The sequence below is a fragment of the Candidatus Pelagibacter bacterium nBUS_49 genome (genome assembly GCF_051200925.1).
Classification (GTDB): domain Bacteria; phylum Pseudomonadota; class Alphaproteobacteria; order Pelagibacterales; family Pelagibacteraceae; genus Pelagibacter.
In genome coordinates this window covers 260,142-276,025 of sequence record NZ_CP172837.1, presented here as the reverse complement: position 1 = coordinate 276,025, position 15,884 = coordinate 260,142, and the positions used below count along the sequence as shown (strand labels likewise).

Here is a 15,884-nt window from a genome sequence, read left to right as displayed (position 1 = left end):
TATTAAGATTTTTTCTCAAAGTACCTTCCCTTTAAATATGCCATTAGGTCTATACAACAAAACAATCACCAGTATGGAGAACGACACAGCAAATTTATAATCAGTTGATAGTAATTGAACAAGAGTTTCTGGTTCCATACTTTCTGGCAAAATATACATAAAAAATTTCTTGTATGCATACGTTATGAATATTTCTGAAAAAGCTATTACGTAACCTCCCAAAAATGCTCCGAAAGGGTTTCCAATACCTCCAACAATTGCAGCAGCAAAAATTGGAAGCATATTATTAAAATATGTAAAAGGTTTAAAACTTTTATCTAAACCATACAGAGCACCACCAATTGTTGCCAAAATACCTGCAATAATCCATGTAATCATGACTACTCTTTTAGGGTCAATTCCTGATAATAAAGCTAGATCCTCATTATCTGAGTAAGCTCTCATGCTTTTTCCTGTTTTAGTTTTGTTTAAGAACCAAAATAAGATGGAGACCAATATAAGAGTTACAAATATTGTTATTACTTGGCTAGATTTAATTGCTAGTCCTTCATTAAGTCCTGTCATTTCTTTAAATTCACCTGCTTTAATAATAAATTTTTCTCCATCAAAAAATCTTCTATCAGATGGGCCGATTATTATTCTTACTACTGCTTGAGTTACAAACATTACACCAATACTAACCATTGCAAGTTGGACAGGTGGACTTTTGTTAACCCTATAATATCTAAATACAAATTTATCTACGAAGAGCATGTAGCCAATCATTAAAATTATAGCAAATGGTATAGCAAGAAGAGCTGTTGGTAAAACACCTAAAGAAATACCCAGTGATTGAAAATACCATGTAAATAAAATAGTCACCATAGTCCCAAATGCCATCATGTCTCCTGTTGCAAAATTTGCAAACCTTAAAATTCCATAGATTAAAGTAACAAAAATTGCACCAAGCGCTAATTGTGAACCATAGGTTAAGGCTGGAACAAAAATATAATTTAATAATAAAATAATTGCGTTTATAAAATCCATGTTATCCTCCCAAAAAGGAGCTCCTTACTCTTGGATTATTTAATAATTCTTGACCAGTTCCTGAATATTTATTTTCTCCAGTTACAAGCACATATCCTCGATCAGAAATATTTAGTGCTTGTTTGGCGTTTTGTTCAACCATTAAAATTGCAACATTTGTTCTTTTTACTTTAATAATATGATCAAATAATTCATCCATAACTATTGGAGAAACTCCAGCAGTAGGCTCATCTAACATTAATACTGACGGCTTGATCATTAAAGCTCTTCCAAGTGCAACTTGTTGTCTTTGACCACCTGATAATTCACCAACTAACTGATTTCTTTTTTTTTTAATATAGGAAAAAGATCATAAATTTCTTCAATAATATTTTGAAAATTATCATCTCTTAAATAAGCTCCCATTTCTAAATTCTCTTCAACTGTCATTCCAGCAAAAACATTTTTTGTTTGAGGTACAAATGAAATTCCAGCCCTAACTCTATCTTGTGGTGAGAGTTTCGAGATATCTTTTCCATCAATTATTACAGAACCAGATTTTAAATCTAATAAGCCAAGCATAGCTTTCATTGCCGTTGATTTTCCAGCTCCATTAGGTCCAAGAATTGAAACTATTTCACCCCTATTAACATCAACCGAACAAGAATTAATAATATCAGGACCGTTGCCATATCCCCCTGTCATTTTTATGCCTTCAAAAAAAGCCATTAATTTTCATCCTTTAGTTTTGACCCTCTACCCAAATAACTTTCTATAACTTTCTCATCTTTTTTAACTTCTTCTGCAGTACCTTCGAATAATACAGAGCCTTCTGCCATTACAATTACAGGATCACACAATCTACTAATAAAATCCATATCATGCTCAATCATACAAAACGTATATCCTTGCTCTTTATTTAGCTTAAGGATCGCAGTTCCTAGTTCTTTAAGCAGCGTTCTATTAACTCCTGCTCCCACCTCATCAAGCAATACTAATTTTGCATCAACCATCATAGTTCTTCCAAGTTCTAATAATTTTTTTTGACCACCAGATAAATTTCCAGCCAATTCATTTGAAAGGTGGGTAAGATTTAAGAAATCAACAACGTCCTGGGCTTTTTGTTTTACAGCTAATTCTTCAGTTCTAACTAAGCTTGGCTTTAGTAAAGCAGTCATTAATTTTTCACCTGATTGATTTGCTGGAACCATCATTAGGTTTTCTAAAACTGATAAATTTGTAAACTCATGAGCTATCTGAAACGTTCTTAAAATGCCTTTTGAAAATAATTCATATGAAGGAACATCCGTTACATCTTCATTATTAAACAAAACTTTACCTTGTGAGGATTTTAAATTTCCAGCAATTAAATTAAATAAAGTGGTTTTGCCCGAACCATTTGGTCCAATAATTCCAGTGATAGATCCTTGTTTTATTTTTAATGAACAATCAGAAACTGCTGCTAATCCTCCAAAATATTTAGATAAACTTTCAATTTGTAAAATATTCTGTTGTTGATCCATGAAATTTTATTTATTTAATCTTTTGTGTATACTATTAAGAGTTTTCTCCAAAGATTTATAAAAACCAGCTTTTGTTAATTCCTTAACACCTTGTTCATTTAATCCCTTAGGTGTCTGAGATTCTTTTACCAAATATTTTAAATCTTTTTTTGAATTAACAACCGCATCTTCTGACAAAGCTAAAAATAAAGAAGTTATGTATTTTTGAGCATTATTTCTTTTAACACCTCTTTTAACCAACCAGTCTGTCATTGCACTTAACAATTGATAAAAAGGTGCCATCATTCCAGATGTTGACCAAAAATTAATAGATGATTTTTCATTTTTAATTTCAACAGTTGTTCCAACTTTATCAAAGAATGCTTTAACTTTTTTATTAGGAGGGCAAATAGGTACTGGTCCTTTTTTCAATGATATTGGTGGCAATGGTATGGCTCTTACAATTTGTGCTTTAACTTTTATTGCTTTTTTTAACTGAGATAAAGTTATTGTTGAAATAAAGCTAATTATAGTTTGTGTTGATTTAAATTTTAACTCTTTAATTATTTTATCTCCTACAGTAGGCGTAACCGATAAAAATACCCAATCACACTTATCAACTATTTGCTGATTATTTTTAGCAATTATTACTTTTTTAAATTTTTGTTTTAAATTCTTAGCAATACTTTTGTTTCTTGGTGAAATTATAATTTTGTTAAATGAAATTTTAGATGTGCAAATACCAGTAATCACTGATGATGCTATTTTACCTGTACCTATAAATCCTAAATTCATAAATTTGGTTACTTTATATTGATTATATTGAATTAATTAATAAAAAAAGAGCCTCTAATTCTTAATAATTCTCTGCTTAATTCTTCATTTTCTTTGAAAGGTTTTCTTCCATGAAGCCAAAAGTAATTATTAGCAATAATTGCAGATCCAACAGGTAATTTGGTAATAGTTTTTTTTTTACTTTCTTCTAAGCCATCTGATAATCTTTGTAAAAAATTACCCTGTTCCATGTTTTTAGGCTCAGGGAATTGATCAATGTAAGAAATAGTAGGTTTGCCATTTTCATCTGATGAAAAAACTGGATGTTCTACTTTGTAATCTACATTTTTACTTTTAGGTGAGCCCCAAATAAAATTCTGTTTACCAACAGGATCATTATATAAATCCTCACAGTGCTCCCAATCATCAAGGTGTAACATTGCAGTCTCTCCACCATCCACATTCTGTTCATCAATTTTGGACATTAACAGCCAATCAGTAACCTCTTTGACATAAGTTCCGTCTGTATGAAGATCCATATTTCTGTATGCTTTTCTTAAATACGAGTCACTTTTATCTTCATGCTTCACAACAAATCTCGCATAATACTTACCAGCCATCGAGTCATGATTGGGTACTCCTATTAAGTGTGCAATAGCAGTAGATAGCTTAACTAAAAATTTATCATTAATTTTTGCTGTAATATTTTTAGGACCAATTACAAAACAACCTGTAGATCTATCTCTAATGATGGAATTCAATAATTTGCTTAACTTATTATTTGTTAAATCATCTAAGCTTTTTGCAATAGTGAATCGCGTAAAGGGTTTAAGTTCTAACGCTGTTAAATCAAATTTATTGAAAGGGAATATTAGTTTTTCAATAATTTCATTTTCAAGATCAATATTAATTATTCTTTTTGAATTATTATGTTCTGAAATTGTTAAACCAGAAATTTTTTCCATTATAAGTACTCGCTTAATAATGCCATCATGATAGCAGAAATTACAGTCGGATAAACAAAATTTCTTTTAGATATAAAAAAAATAAATAAGCAAAATAATACTACGACTGCTCTTACTGTATAACTTGTCTCAGACAATACCCCTACCGGAAAAATAATTGTTCTAGCTATCAACGCTGCTAAAGTTGAATAAGCCAAACAATTAAACCATTTAAATAATTTTGAAGTTTCTTTTATTCCTTCTGAGGAAACTACTCCTAAAAACCTAGAAGAAAAAGTCGCTAATGACGTAACTAAAATTGCAAGAACTACACTAAGCGACATTTAACTCTCCTATAATATAAGCAATAGTTCCACCAACAAGTCCACCAAGTAAAATCGACCATTCGGGTGATAAAAAATAAAATATTGGACCCAATAATAAACCTAGTATTACCGACGCTGATATTTGGATGGATTTCATTGTTCCTACCATCATACATAAAAAATAAATTGGATTTAGAATTGCTAAACCAATCATTATGTTTTTATCTAAATAATCTGATGCATAAAATCCAATAAATGTTCCAATTACAGCAGTAGTCCATGTTCCAGTGCCAATACCAATCCAAAAATCAATTCTATGTTTTTGTTCAATATCTCTATAATTATTTTTCATTATCAGCCAAGCAGACACTGCAATAAAATGACATGAGAAGTAATATTTCCATTTTGGTTGGCTTTTGTGCATCATTAATGGGAATAAAGAAACGGTCAATGGATATAACCGAGCATTAACAAACCAAACTGCTAAAAATATATTTAGCAAAGATGCTCCAACTAACAATGACTCAGCCATTACTAAAGAACCAGGTAAGGCATAAGTCAACATTGTAGAAAAAATACTTTCTTGAATATTAAATCCTAAGTTTTTAAGAAGTGCGCCAATTGCTATGAAGCAGCAACCAAGTGCAAGTGCTGGACTATCGGGTTTTATAATAGATTTAAAGCCTCTAAAGAAAAAATCTTTATTAATCATTAGCCTCCAAGGAATAATCTACCGACATCAGGATTATTTAACAAGTCATCCCCTTTGCCAGCAATAGCAGTTTGCCCTGATACTAAAACGTATCCAATGTCAGCAAACTCTAATCCCTTTTTAGCATTTTGTTCCACTAATATGATTGTTTTTTTTTCTGTTATCTGCAGATCTCTTAAAATTTCAAAAACCATATCAATATATCTTGGCTCCAATCCAATTGAAGGCTCATCCACTAATAAAACAGATGGTTTCATTACGAGTGCTCTTGAAATTTCCAGTAATCTTCTTTCACCACCAGATAAAACTTTTGCTGGTTGGTTTCTTCTGTTTCTTAATCGTTCATATTTTTCAAAAATTCTTTCTGCTTCTTGATAAGATTCATCTGTATTTTCTTTTATATAACCACCCATCAATAAATTCTCTTCCACTGTCATGTCTGGAAAAACAGAATTGTCTTGCAAGATATAGGCGATACCACATGACTTTAATTTTTCTGCTGGAGTTAAGTTTGTAATTTCTTTTCCATCAATTTCTATTTGTCCTGAAAAAATATTTGTAAAACCATAAATTGAATGAAGGATTGTAGATTTTCCCGCACCATTTGGCCCAATCAAACATAAAGATTGAGCTTTACTAACTCGTAAATCAAAATCATGAAGAATTTCCATTTTTCCATAACCAGCAGATAGCTTATTAATAGTTACATGATTATTATCAGGAGATAATTTTTGTAACTCCTCTACACCTGGTGCTTTTCCTAATACATCATATTGATTAGACATTATTGGGCCCCCAAGTAAGCATCTAATACACGCTTATCATTTTTAATTTCTTCAGGTGTTCCATTAGCTAGCATTTGACCATGCGCTAAACAAAAAACTTTTTGTGCTAAATTCATAATAACTTTCATATTATGTTCTATAACCAATAAAGTAATCCCATATTCTTTATTTACTTTAATTAAACGATCAATAATTCCATTAATTAATGTAGGATTTATTCCTGCTGTTGGCTCATCTAGTAAAAGCATTTTAGGCTCATTCATTAATGCCATAGCAAGTTCTAATAATTTTTGTTGACCAAAAGAAAGGTCTCCTGCTCTAAGTTTTCTTTTTTGGTGAAGACCAACAAATTTTAATAAAGTTTCAGCTTTATCAGTTAACTCTGATGGTATCTTCTGAAATACAGTAAGTATGCCATCATTTTCTGGTTTGTGACTAATTAACATATTTTCAATACAGTTTAATTTTCCATAAATTCTTGTTTGTTGAAAAGTTCTAAGTAATCCTAATTTTGCAACAACAGGTACGGGTAATTCAGAAACCTCTGTACCATCAAACTTAATTGAGCCCTTATCAATAGGATAAGTTCCAACAATAGAATTAAATAATGTAGTTTTTCCAGATCCATTTGGCCCAATTAATCCAACGATAGAACCCTGTTCAACAGACATTGAAATATCAACATTAGCTTTTACACCACCAAAAGATTTACTAACTCCTGTTACATCCAATATAGACATTATTTTAATTCTACCTGCGCCTTTCGATCTGCTTCATCAATTGTTTCACCAAATTTTTCTGGGTATTTTTCTCTTAACCATCCCATTATTCCCTCAGGAAAGTAAACAACGATTACTACAATTAAAACTCCTAAAGCAACATACTGCCAACCTAAAAAGTAAGTCCAAAACCCTTCTTTAAATAAATGAAAAACAGTTGCGCCAACAAGTGGTCCCCATAACGTTCCTTTTCCACCAAGGATTGCCATTAAAACCATGAACACACCGAAAGTTGGACCAGCAAATGCTATTTCTGTTGGCTCAATATAACCATTAATGTGACCCATTAATCCACCAGCTATTCCAACAAAAAATGCTGAGACCATCCAACCAATAATTTTATATCTCATTGTATGAATTCCCATTGCTTCTGCTTTGTCTTCATTATCTCTTATTGCATTTAGAACTAATCCAAACCTTGTACTGTATGCCCACTTTAAAGTAATAAAAGTTATAACCACTAAAGCAAAACTTAAGTAATACAAAAATTGTGATGAAAGTTCGTTAGAACCAAATCCTTTTGGCCATACAGGAACAGTCATTCCTTGACCAGCTCCAATAATTTCAATTCCTCCTGCAATCTCACCTGCAGCAATTCCTAATGCCAAAGTACAAATTGCAAAGTAGTGCCCTCTTAAACCTAAAATTCCATAACCAATTACTCCAGCTATAATCATTGGAATTATACCTGATAATATTATTCCAACTCCAAAACCTTGGAAAAATTGTGGTATTGTATGAACGAAAGTTTTTTCACCACCTGCATCAGTCCATTCAGCTAAAGAAAAAAACATTGCTATTTGAGTACTTGACGCAACATACATTCCAACACCAAAGAACAAAATATTTCCAAATGTGTTATAACCCATTTGACCACCTTGAACATCCCAAGTCATAGCTAATACGATTAGAATATAAAGAAATGATAACTGAAGTTTATAAGCAGGAAACAAAAATGCTCCAGCTAAACCAAATATTATTAGACTAGCATATAGTAAAGTATTTTTATTCATTATTTTAAATACTCTCTTTTTCTTGCTAATTTAAATCTTCGATAAACCAATATTATGACTAATAGTGAAAATACTGCCGCGATTCTAAATTCTGTTCCAAGTAAATAATCTGCCCATTCTTCAAAAATACCAAGTCCCATACCAGAAATTGCTACTGCTGGTAAATTTCCAAGACCAGCAATAATTACAATCATGAAAGATCTGACTGTATAAGCTAATCCTGTGTAAGGATGAAGTGTAAATGTAATTGCCACACATGCTCCTGCTATTCCACATAATGCTGCATTTATTCCAAAGGTTGTTGCATAAACCTTTTCAGTGTTTACACCTAAAATCTTTGCAGCTCTTGCATTTTGAGCTGTTGCTCTAATTGCGCGACCTAATTTCGATTTTTTCATATAAACAACAAGAATAATTGCAGATATTATACAAACTACACCTGAAAATATTTTTGAATTTGCAAGCACCAAAGTGTTGTCAAACAACATTAGCGTGCCTAATTCTGGGTTAGCAACAACAACATCTGAGCCAAAAGCAAAATTCATTAATTGTTGTGTTAAAATGCTAATTCCAAATGTTGCAAGAATAGAAATAAACAAATCTCTATCAACAACTTTATTAATTACTAATTTATACATACCTACTCCAACAAAATACATAACAATTGGTGATACAATAATTCCAAAAATAGGATGAAGCCCTGATAAGTACATAAAATATGCGATGTATCCACCCATTATTACTAGTTCACCTTGAGCAATATTAATTATATTCATTACTCCCCACTGCAAAGCCATTCCATAAGCTATTAGTGCAAATAAGATTCCAAGAAGAATTCCATCTAACGATGCTTGTAATGTTAAAATTGGGTATTGAAAAATAGTAAAGTCCATAAAATTATTAAATACTTATAAAAAATGCCCCCTATTACTAGAGGGCATTTTGATTATTAGATATTATCTATTTGACCACGTTGGAGTTGGGTGCACTAACTCAGCTGAAGCCCATTTAAGTGGAGCAACAACTTTGTTTTCACATTTACCAGCATCACAAATCACTTGGAAAAGTACCATTGGTTTTGATACATTCTGTCCACCTTCAGCAAATTTTATGTTTCCATAAAAAGTTTGCATGTCAGTAGCAGCTAATGCATCTCTAACTTTTTTGGTGTCAAATGAATTAGCTCTTTCAAATGCATCTTTATAAACTAATAAAGCAGCAGATGACTCAGCAGCTTGATATGGCGGTGCATATCCAAACATTTTATTAAAATCAGCATCATAAGTCATGCCATCTTTAAAAAAATCATCTTTGTAGGATAAAGATTTATGCCACTGAGAAGCACAAAGTGCATACTCAGATATATCTCCCAATTGTTTAGAAAGTTTAGCAGCGTCACAATGAGTCATGGCTAACATTGGAACATCAATCTTCATTTCTGCAATTTCCTTAACTGCAGTTACAGCACCTTTTGTATGTCCTGAAACAACTAATACATCTGGTTTTTTAACTCTAACTTCATTTAAAGTTGTTACCATAGTATTTAATTCTTTTGGCAACTTATCATCTATGATGATTTTAGAACCAGTTCTTTTTGCAGCATCAACAATACCTAATCTCACATCTTGAGAGAATGGGTCTTGTTCAAATGCCATTGCAATCTTAACTGGTTTCCCACCGTTAAGCTCAACAGCTGTTTCAATAGCTACATCAAGATATAAGTTCGCTGGTGCAAGCACCGCAAACAAATACTTGTAACCTTTGGTAAATAACGATCTAGATGCACCGTTTGCTTCTACCATTGGTATTCCATATTTTTCAGTTACAGGCGCCATAGCTTTTGTAAGTCCTGAGCTATATGGTCCAAGCATGAACTGAACACCATCTTGTTTGATTAATCTTTCTGCAAGTTGCGCTGCTCTTCCAGAGTTTGACTCATCATCATAATAAATGATTTCAAACTTGTAAGTTTTTCCACCAACTTTTACACCACCCATGCTATTAATTCTCTCAACAGCTAAATTATAACCATTTTGAGTATGTTCACCATTAGATGAATATTTTCCACTTAGTGAAACAGCTGCACCTAAAACAATTTTATCTCCAACAACCTTCGCGAAAGATATTGTTGAAGCTGAAATTAAAAGTGCAATTGCAGAAACTAATGTAATAATTATATTTCTGATTTTCATTTTACTTCCTTTATTTAATTTAAATTAAAAGACTAATTAAAGCTCTTTATTAGATAACAAACAAGCTGGTAATGACTGGTTGCGACTTAATACTTTTGCATAAATACAATAATCATGGCGATAATAACTAAAACGCACGCTGAAATTGTATTTATAACTTTAGGATTAGCTTTTATCCAAACAATTAATTTTCTAGCAAGCACAGCGTAAGCCATTAAAGATAAAAAATCTAAAACAATATAAGTTGAGATTAAAATAAAGAATTGAACAACATAATTTCCATTAAAGTCAATAAATTGTGGAAATATTAATGGAAAGAACATCCATGCCTTTGGACTTGTTCCTGCAACTAAAAAACCATCTCTAAAAAAAGAAAATAAACTTTTTGATGAAATGTTATCTGAACTTACATCTTTAGGTTTTGATTTATAAAGATCATAAGCAAGATATAAAATATAAGTTACTCCAACCCATTTAAAAATATTTAAAAAATTTGGATTATCTGAAAAAAAAGAACCTATTACAAAAATAACTAAAGTAGCTTGTATAAAATTTGCAGTAATATCTCCCAGTGCAGTCCAAATACATTTTTGAACTCCATAATTCATAGAATATGAAATGATGACAATTCGAGGGGTACCAGGTGTAATAAATAAAAATAGGATTATTTGTAAAAATAGGAAATAATTTAAGGGGTACATTTTAAGGAAGATAGTCCAAAAAAACCGGGAGCTAAAGATGGCTAAGATGGACTATCAAATTTATAATATCATGCTCTAAAAAAAATGCATTAATCATTTTTTTCAAATATAAAGGATTTATGAAAAAAAAAGGTCACACCCCCATAACTAGAGTCAAAAATCCAGAGCCAAATGTTGATGACCCAGATTGGATCATTTGGGCCGCCTGGGCAGATCGGATCACTTTTGAGGAAATAGAGAAAAAGACTGGTAAGACAGAATCTGAGGTTATTAAGATTATGCGAAGATCTGTAAAACCTACCTCATTCAGATTATGGAGAAAAAGAGTAAATCAAAAAAGTATAAAACATAGAAAAAAATTTGAATATTCTAGAAAAGAAATTACTAGTAAAATTAAAAAGAATGATTATTTATAAACTATGAAAAATATAACAATCTATACAGGACCACATTGTAATTACTGTGAAGCTGCTAAGAAATTATTAACTAGAAATAACGTAGAATATAAAGAAATTAATATTGCAACAGTTGATGGTGCCATGGACGAAATGATTACAAAAGCTAATGGCAAAAGAACTATTCCACAAATTTTTTTTGATGATCAACACATTGGTGGATATGATGATGTTAGAGCTTTAGAAAAAGAGAACAAGTTACAAGAACTTCTTAAATAATTAATTCTAATCCTCTAAAGCAAGTTGTTTTTTAACTAATAAACTTTCATCTTCTAATTTTACTCTTATCGAAAAAAATTTATTTTGGCTTAAAAACCAAACAAACACCATTGTTACAGTATCTTTTACCTGTTGGATTTGGTCCATCTTCAAAAATATGACCATGATGACCACCACATTTTTTACAATGGTACTCCGTTCTTGCATAACCCAACAGATGATCAGTTTTAGTTTCAAATACATCAGGGAGTGATTGATAAAAAGATGGCCAACCAGAACCACTTTCATACTTTGTATTAGAATCAAATAATTTTTCTCCACAGTTAGCACAATGAAAACTTCCCTCTCTTTTTTCATGATTTAGCTCACTGGTACCAGCCATTTCTGTGCCTTCTTCAAATAAAACTAATTTTTGCTCGGCAGTTAAATCTGGATTAATTTTTTTTGTCATAAACTAAAGTAATTTAGCACAAGATTGATGTAATACAGAATGTAATTCTACCAATTTGGTAAAGTCTTTATTATATCCTCCACCCAAAACACCACAGATAGGTATTTTTTTTGAAGAAAAATTATCAATTACTAATTCATCTCTTTGTCTTACACCTTCATCAGAAATTTTTAACTTTCCCAATCGATCGTTAAAGTGAATATCAACACCTGCTATATAAAAAACAAAGTCAAAGTTTTCATTATTAAGTTCATTTAAATAAAATTTAAGTGTCTTTATATAAGCATCATCTTCTAGATTATCTTCAAGCTCAACATCTAAGTCACTCGTTGATTTTTTGGCAGGATAATTCGTTTTTGAATGCATACTAAAAGTAAAGACATGCCTATTATCTTTAAAAATTTCAGAGTTTCCATTTCCTTGATGAACATCTAAATCAACAATCAAAATTCTATTAGCAAACCCCCTATCAAGTAAATAATGAGCAGCAACTGCCACATCATTGAAAACACAATAACCAGCACCACCATTATAATTTGCATGATGGCTGCCTCCTGCGGTGTTGCAAGCAACTCCATAATTCATTGCAAGCTTTGAAGCTAAAACAGTTCCTCCTGTTGCAACTAATGATCTCTGAACAACACTATCTACCAATGGAAAACCAATTTTTTTAATTCCATTTTGGTCTAAAGTTTTATTCTTAATATTGTTTATATAATTTTCTGAGTGAGCTCTATTTAAGGTTTCAAATGAACAAGCAACAGGATTATGAAATGCTTTGACTACTTTTTGGTCAATTAAATATTTTGCTAATTCACCAAATTTATTTATCGGAAACTTATGATCATCCCCAATTTTTGCAACATAGTCTTTATGATTAACTACTGGTAGCTCCATTACTTTTCAATAATACGAATGGGCTTTCCGTTTACGCAAGCCTCAAGATCTTCAATCATCTGAGTATAAAAAATACTATAATTTTCTGCTGTTACATATCCAATGTGAGGAGTAAGTAATGCATTAGGTAAAAATCTTAATTTATTTCCTTCAGGCAAAGGTTCTTTGTCATAAACATCAATTCCTGCACCCATAATAACATTAGTTGATAATGCAATTATTAAATCATCTTCATTTACAATTGGACCACGTGAAGTATTAATTAAAAAAGCTGTCTTCTTCATTTGATCAAATTCTTTTATAGTAATGCAATCTTTGTAACGCTCTCCACCTTGAACATGAATTGAAATATAATCTGAGTTTTTAATTAAATCTTCTTTACTGCATGGAAGGACATTTAATTCTTTACATTTATCTAAATCTAGATTTTCACTCCAAGCCATAACTTGCATACCAAATGCATTAGCTATTTTTGCTACTTGCGAACCTACTCTTCCAAGACCAATTAAACCAATTATTTTACCTTTAAGTTCAAAGCCGACAGTTGTTTGCCAATAACCTTGATACATATTATCGATTTCAGTTTTTAAATTTTTAGATAATCCTAATATTAAAGCCCAAGTTAATTCACATGTAGGATTAAAGTTAATTTCAGTACCACAAACTATAATTTTTCTTTTTTTTGCAGCATCTAAATCAATTGCTTTATTTCTTGAGCCACTTGTGATGATATATCTAAGATCATTTAGATTATCGATTAAATTTTTAGTAATTGGTGTTCGCTCACGCATAATTAATAATGCTTCAAAATCAGATAATTGATCTATAGCATCAGCTTCATCCTCAAAAGGTTCACTAAAAATTTTAAATTCGTATTTTCCAGATAATTTTTTTAAGTCCACAAACTCTTGCGAAACATCTTGATAATCGTCTAGTATTGCAACTTTAAGCATTTTGAACTTTCATATTTGATAATAAAATTCCTATAAAAATAAAACAGGCTCCTAAGATATGATAAAACATAAATTTTTCATTAAAAAAAATCATAGCCATTACAGCACTGAATATAGGCATCAAATGCAAAAATACACCAGATCGATTTGCACCAATCATGGATATACCTTTAATCCATAATATAAATGAAGCTAGACCAGGTAACAAAACAACGTATGATAAAATTAAGATAAATGGCGTATCAAGTTTAATTCTATAACCAACTTGATACTCTATAAAATAAACTGGAATTAAGAAAATTAATCCAAATGTCATTACAACTTGTAATAAACTTAATTGAGATAACTCATATTTTTGTCTTTTTAATAGAGTTGAGTATAGAGCCCAAGAAAACATAGCGACTACCATTGTAATATCACCCTTATTAAAATTTAAATTTTTTAAAATTTCAAAATCAGCTTTAGTAATTATTATGATTACACCTAAAAATGAAAGTATTACTCCTATTATTTGAAATATATTTGTTTTCTCAATTTTTAAAATAAATGAAAAAAACATAATCATTACTGGAATTGTAGAAATCATTAGCACTCCACTTATAACCTGTGTAAAATTCAGTGAGTAATAAACAATTGAGTTAAAAATTGTAATACTTGTAACACCTAAAATTATAAACAATTTATAATTTTGAAATATATACTCTTTTTTTTTTAAAATTTCAGAAATTGTAAAGGGTGCTAAAATTAACCAAGCAAAAAACCAACGATAAAAATTTAAAGAAAATGGAGGCACTTCATAATGACTTGCAAATTTTCCAACTATAAAGTTTCCAGCCCAAAAGGTTACTGTTAGTAACAAAAAAATATAAGCAAGAAAATTTGATTTTTCTCTCACTTAACCAAATCTTAGTGAGCTATAAGGTTTTAAATCTAAATTTGTATTTTCGTTAGCTATCATTCCTGAAACTATCTTTCCAGATATTGGGCCCAATGTCCAACCTAAATGATGATGACCAAAACAATAAAAAACATTTTTATGATTTTTTGACGGACCCATTACCGGAAGAAAGTCTGGTAAAGATGGTCTAAATCCAAGCCATTCATCTTCATGTTCTGGTAAATCTCCAAGCATATACTTCGCATTATTAATTAAATTTTTAACCCTCGATTTTGATAAAGGGTTATCTAAACCACCAAATTCAACTGTTCCAACAACCCTTAAGCCTTGTTCCATGGGAGTAATTCCAAATCCTCTGTTTGAAAAAATAACTGGTCTATTTAATAGATGATCACAACCTTTAAAGTGAACATGATATCCTCTTTCAGTATCTAAAGGTATTCTTTCACCTAAATTATCAGTTAATTTTTTAGAAAAAGCACCACAAGCAATCACGACTTTATCAAAAATAAAACTTTGATTTTCAGTTTTAAAAACAGGTTTTTGTTCATCAAAATTAATGTCTTGAATGTTTACTTTATTAAATTTTCCACCTTTTTTTAAAAACAAGTCAAAAAGTTTTAAAAGAATTTTTTTTGGATTTCTTGCGTGTCTTGCATATGGATAATAAACACCCGCATGATAAAAAGGTTTAATATGTGGTTCTAGATCATGAATTTCAGCTTTGTTTACTAATTGTTGTTTAACACCCAGCTCATCTCTTATATTTATTTCCAATTCTCTACTTTTGAGATCTTGGTCATTCCAAATATATAAAATTCCTTTATTTTCAACTAAGCCTTCTAATTCAATTTCATCAAATAATTCATCGTATGCAGGTAAAGCTAAGTCTAAAATTTGATGCATATTTTTTGCTGTATGCATCATGTTTTTGGTTGTTGAATTCATTATAAATTTTAAAAACCATGGGATCATTTTAGGAACATGGTTCCACTTTAAAGCTAAAGGTCCAGATGAGCTCAGCAACATTGCTGGAACATCTGCTAGTACATCAGGACGATTAAGAGGAACCGAAGCATATGGTGAAAAGTGACCGGCATTTCCATACGATGCTGCTTGTGCGCCAGGATTATCTCTATCAAAGATAGTTACATTGAATCCTTTTTTTTGCAAAAACAAAGCATTTGATACACCCTGGATTCCAGCACCTACAATCCCAACTTTAATATTTTTATTCATGATCGTTTTTTATAGTTAAAAAAATAATATTTGGTAGTG

General features: G+C 30.8%; 19 protein-coding genes and 1 pseudogene. 2 read left to right on the top strand and 18 right to left on the bottom strand.

Annotated features, from left to right (window positions below; all coding sequences use genetic code 11):
- Window positions 1-15: 15 nt before the first annotated feature.
- From ACIJYF_RS01475 to ACIJYF_RS01415, 13 genes and pseudogenes are all read right to left on the bottom strand, one after another.
- Window positions 16-1,026 carry a branched-chain amino acid ABC transporter permease gene (locus ACIJYF_RS01475; protein ID WP_435117124.1) on the bottom strand — a complete coding sequence of 337 codons (1,011 nt, stop codon included), beginning with the start codon at window positions 1,024-1,026 and terminating at the stop codon, window positions 16-18.
- Between the two features lies 1 nt (window position 1,027).
- Window positions 1,028-1,734 (bottom strand): annotated as a pseudogene (locus ACIJYF_RS01470) (ABC transporter ATP-binding protein).
- Window positions 1,734-2,528: an ABC transporter ATP-binding protein gene (locus ACIJYF_RS01465; protein WP_435117122.1), complete on the bottom strand. Its 795-nt coding sequence runs from the start codon at window positions 2,526-2,528 to the stop codon at window positions 1,734-1,736. Before ACIJYF_RS01465 ends, ACIJYF_RS01470 begins: the two are co-directional and overlap by 1 nt.
- A gap of 6 nt (window positions 2,529-2,534) precedes the next feature.
- Window positions 2,535-3,302: a pyrroline-5-carboxylate reductase gene (locus ACIJYF_RS01460; protein WP_435117120.1), complete on the bottom strand. Its 768-nt coding sequence runs from the start codon at window positions 3,300-3,302 to the stop codon at window positions 2,535-2,537.
- A gap of 32 nt (window positions 3,303-3,334) precedes the next feature.
- The gene (gene glaH, locus ACIJYF_RS01455; RefSeq protein ID WP_435117118.1) at window positions 3,335-4,246 is read right to left on the bottom strand and encodes a glutarate dioxygenase GlaH; all 912 of its coding nucleotides are present in this window, start codon (window positions 4,244-4,246) and stop codon (window positions 3,335-3,337) included.
- A complete protein-coding gene (locus ACIJYF_RS01450; protein ID WP_435117116.1) occupies window positions 4,246-4,569 on the bottom strand; it encodes an AzlD domain-containing protein in 324 nt (107 codons plus the stop codon). Before ACIJYF_RS01450 ends, glaH begins: the two co-directional genes overlap by 1 nt.
- Entirely contained in the window at window positions 4,559-5,263 is a 705-nt protein-coding gene (locus ACIJYF_RS01445; RefSeq protein WP_435117114.1) for an AzlC family ABC transporter permease, read from the bottom strand. Before ACIJYF_RS01445 ends, ACIJYF_RS01450 begins: the two co-directional genes overlap by 11 nt.
- A complete protein-coding gene (locus ACIJYF_RS01440) occupies window positions 5,263-6,048 on the bottom strand; it encodes an ABC transporter ATP-binding protein (RefSeq protein ID WP_435088666.1) in 786 nt (261 codons plus the stop codon). The genes ACIJYF_RS01445 and ACIJYF_RS01440 overlap by 1 nt, the downstream gene beginning before the upstream one ends.
- Window positions 6,048-6,788 carry an ABC transporter ATP-binding protein gene (locus ACIJYF_RS01435; RefSeq protein WP_435117112.1) on the bottom strand — a complete coding sequence of 247 codons (741 nt, stop codon included), beginning with the start codon at window positions 6,786-6,788 and terminating at the stop codon, window positions 6,048-6,050. Before ACIJYF_RS01435 ends, ACIJYF_RS01440 begins: the two co-directional genes overlap by 1 nt.
- Window positions 6,788-7,840 (bottom strand): branched-chain amino acid ABC transporter permease, encoded by a 1,053-nt coding sequence (locus tag ACIJYF_RS01430; protein ID WP_435117110.1) that lies wholly within the window; start codon window positions 7,838-7,840, stop codon window positions 6,788-6,790. The genes ACIJYF_RS01435 and ACIJYF_RS01430 overlap by 1 nt, the downstream gene beginning before the upstream one ends.
- Window positions 7,840-8,733: a branched-chain amino acid ABC transporter permease gene (locus tag ACIJYF_RS01425; protein WP_435117108.1), complete on the bottom strand. Its 894-nt coding sequence runs from the start codon at window positions 8,731-8,733 to the stop codon at window positions 7,840-7,842. The genes ACIJYF_RS01430 and ACIJYF_RS01425 overlap by 1 nt, the downstream gene beginning before the upstream one ends.
- Before the next feature lie 63 nt (window positions 8,734-8,796).
- Window positions 8,797-10,032 carry an amino acid ABC transporter substrate-binding protein gene (locus tag ACIJYF_RS01420; RefSeq protein WP_435117106.1) on the bottom strand — a complete coding sequence of 412 codons (1,236 nt, stop codon included), beginning with the start codon at window positions 10,030-10,032 and terminating at the stop codon, window positions 8,797-8,799.
- Window positions 10,033-10,118: 86 nt separating this feature from the next.
- Window positions 10,119-10,733: a LysE family translocator gene (locus tag ACIJYF_RS01415; protein ID WP_435117104.1), complete on the bottom strand. Its 615-nt coding sequence runs from the start codon at window positions 10,731-10,733 to the stop codon at window positions 10,119-10,121.
- A 119-nt stretch (window positions 10,734-10,852) separates the two neighbouring features.
- Here ACIJYF_RS01415 and ACIJYF_RS01410 point away from each other — a divergent pair, with 119 nt between their 5' ends.
- Together ACIJYF_RS01410 and grxC are read left to right on the top strand one after the other, a co-directional pair.
- Window positions 10,853-11,149: a TIGR03643 family protein gene (locus tag ACIJYF_RS01410; protein ID WP_435090688.1), complete on the top strand. Its 297-nt coding sequence runs from the start codon at window positions 10,853-10,855 to the stop codon at window positions 11,147-11,149.
- A gap of 3 nt (window positions 11,150-11,152) precedes the next feature.
- Window positions 11,153-11,407, top strand: a complete 255-nt coding sequence (grxC, locus tag ACIJYF_RS01405; protein ID WP_435117102.1) for a glutaredoxin 3 — start codon at window positions 11,153-11,155, stop codon at window positions 11,405-11,407.
- A gap of 79 nt (window positions 11,408-11,486) precedes the next feature.
- On the opposite strand, the gene msrB is transcribed toward grxC, so the two are convergent.
- Genes msrB through ACIJYF_RS01380 form a run of 5 tightly spaced genes read right to left on the bottom strand, consistent with a single transcriptional unit; the run spans window position 11,487 to window position 15,845 of the window.
- The gene (gene msrB / locus ACIJYF_RS01400; RefSeq protein WP_435117100.1) at window positions 11,487-11,858 is read right to left on the bottom strand and encodes a peptide-methionine (R)-S-oxide reductase MsrB; all 372 of its coding nucleotides are present in this window, start codon (window positions 11,856-11,858) and stop codon (window positions 11,487-11,489) included.
- A 3-nt stretch (window positions 11,859-11,861) separates the two neighbouring features.
- Window positions 11,862-12,755, bottom strand: a complete 894-nt coding sequence (locus ACIJYF_RS01395) for a histone deacetylase family protein (protein WP_435117098.1) — start codon at window positions 12,753-12,755, stop codon at window positions 11,862-11,864.
- Window positions 12,755-13,708 (bottom strand): D-2-hydroxyacid dehydrogenase family protein, encoded by a 954-nt coding sequence (locus tag ACIJYF_RS01390; protein WP_435117096.1) that lies wholly within the window; start codon window positions 13,706-13,708, stop codon window positions 12,755-12,757. The genes ACIJYF_RS01395 and ACIJYF_RS01390 overlap by 1 nt, the downstream gene beginning before the upstream one ends.
- Complete coding sequence (locus ACIJYF_RS01385; protein ID WP_435117094.1) at window positions 13,701-14,603, bottom strand: DMT family transporter; 903 nt, start codon at window positions 14,601-14,603, stop codon at window positions 13,701-13,703. Before ACIJYF_RS01385 ends, ACIJYF_RS01390 begins: the two co-directional genes overlap by 8 nt.
- The gene (locus tag ACIJYF_RS01380) at window positions 14,604-15,845 is read right to left on the bottom strand and encodes an NAD(P)/FAD-dependent oxidoreductase (RefSeq protein ID WP_435117092.1); all 1,242 of its coding nucleotides are present in this window, start codon (window positions 15,843-15,845) and stop codon (window positions 14,604-14,606) included.
- Between the last annotated feature and the right edge of the window lie 39 nt (window positions 15,846-15,884).

Coding starts and splice junctions, on each gene's coding strand:
- ACIJYF_RS01475 (WP_435117124.1), bottom strand. CDS start 1,026: ATGGATTTTATAAACGCAATTATTTTATTATTAAATTATATTTTTGTT.
- ACIJYF_RS01465 (WP_435117122.1), bottom strand. CDS start 2,528: ATGGATCAACAACAGAATATTTTACAAATTGAAAGTTTATCTAAATAT.
- ACIJYF_RS01460 (WP_435117120.1), bottom strand. CDS start 3,302: ATGAATTTAGGATTTATAGGTACAGGTAAAATAGCATCATCAGTGATT.
- glaH (WP_435117118.1), bottom strand. CDS start 4,246: ATGGAAAAAATTTCTGGTTTAACAATTTCAGAACATAATAATTCAAAA.
- ACIJYF_RS01450 (WP_435117116.1), bottom strand. CDS start 4,569: ATGTCGCTTAGTGTAGTTCTTGCAATTTTAGTTACGTCATTAGCGACT.
- ACIJYF_RS01445 (WP_435117114.1), bottom strand. CDS start 5,263: ATGATTAATAAAGATTTTTTCTTTAGAGGCTTTAAATCTATTATAAAA.
- ACIJYF_RS01440 (WP_435088666.1), bottom strand. CDS start 6,048: ATGTCTAATCAATATGATGTATTAGGAAAAGCACCAGGTGTAGAGGAG.
- ACIJYF_RS01435 (WP_435117112.1), bottom strand. CDS start 6,788: ATGTCTATATTGGATGTAACAGGAGTTAGTAAATCTTTTGGTGGTGTA.
- ACIJYF_RS01430 (WP_435117110.1), bottom strand. CDS start 7,840: ATGAATAAAAATACTTTACTATATGCTAGTCTAATAATATTTGGTTTA.
- ACIJYF_RS01425 (WP_435117108.1), bottom strand. CDS start 8,733: ATGGACTTTACTATTTTTCAATACCCAATTTTAACATTACAAGCATCG.
- ACIJYF_RS01420 (WP_435117106.1), bottom strand. CDS start 10,032: ATGAAAATCAGAAATATAATTATTACATTAGTTTCTGCAATTGCACTT.
- ACIJYF_RS01415 (WP_435117104.1), bottom strand. CDS start 10,733: ATGTACCCCTTAAATTATTTCCTATTTTTACAAATAATCCTATTTTTA.
- ACIJYF_RS01410 (WP_435090688.1), top strand. CDS start 10,853: ATGAAAAAAAAAGGTCACACCCCCATAACTAGAGTCAAAAATCCAGAG.
- grxC (WP_435117102.1), top strand. CDS start 11,153: ATGAAAAATATAACAATCTATACAGGACCACATTGTAATTACTGTGAA.
- msrB (WP_435117100.1), bottom strand. CDS start 11,858: ATGACAAAAAAAATTAATCCAGATTTAACTGCCGAGCAAAAATTAGTT.
- ACIJYF_RS01395 (WP_435117098.1), bottom strand. CDS start 12,755: ATGGAGCTACCAGTAGTTAATCATAAAGACTATGTTGCAAAAATTGGG.
- ACIJYF_RS01390 (WP_435117096.1), bottom strand. CDS start 13,708: ATGCTTAAAGTTGCAATACTAGACGATTATCAAGATGTTTCGCAAGAG.
- ACIJYF_RS01380 (WP_435117092.1), bottom strand. CDS start 15,845: ATGAATAAAAATATTAAAGTTGGGATTGTAGGTGCTGGAATCCAGGGT.